General features: G+C 53.9%; 1 protein-coding gene. It reads right to left on the bottom strand.

Annotation, left to right across the window (positions count from 1 at the left end):
* Window positions 1–118: 118 nt before the first annotated feature.
* A partial coding sequence (locus tag MLE42_RS15910) for an AAA family ATPase (RefSeq protein ID WP_243288829.1) occupies window positions 119–646 on the bottom strand: 528 nt, incomplete at its 5' end.

Raw genomic sequence — 646 nt, 5'->3', positions numbered from 1 at the left:
GCCTAACGAATGAAGCTAACCGGACCCGCTTGCACCGAGACGATGAGCGGAGACGAGAAAGCGGAACGATGAGAGAGAGCGAAAGGCAATGCAGGCGGGGTCCGAGTTGAGCGGAGGGTTAGGTGGCCACGATGAATTGTTGGATTTGATTTTGGATCATCCTTGCTGCATCGATTGGGGAGAATTCGTCTGTTGCGATTGAAAGTACTGGCTGTGGCATTGGTGGGAAGGAGAATGCCCCCGACACCCGTAATTGCTGGTACATCTCCAATGAGTTCAGCTTGTGAAATTTGGAGCGATCGCTTGATTGGAGACGTTGCTCAATCACGGTCTCCGGGCATGTCAAAGCGATGAAGAGGACTTCACCGCCGACGGTTCTGATCGCTGAAGTCAGCTCATCGATCAAAGCGTGACGCACAGAGGCTTCTGGCGCGAAGGTGAAAATGAAAGGCTGCTTGGCGGCAGCAGATTCACGGAAGGCAGACAACCACATGCCTTCGCGTAGCCTCACAAAGCCATCCGAACCGAATGGGAATAGCGAAAGGGCTGCATCAACAGCGAGATGGTTGTGATACAGGGGAAGGCCGGTAACGCGTTGCACTTCTTTAGCAACGGTCAGCTTGCCGGAGGCAACAGGGCCGAAAAT

It is taken from the genome of Geothrix terrae (assembly GCF_022808775.1).
In the GTDB taxonomy this organism is placed as follows: Bacteria; Acidobacteriota; Holophagae; order Holophagales; family Holophagaceae; genus Geothrix; species Geothrix terrae.
Note: the sequence above shows the minus strand (reverse complement) of the source record. Positions and strands in the feature narration are given on the sequence as shown.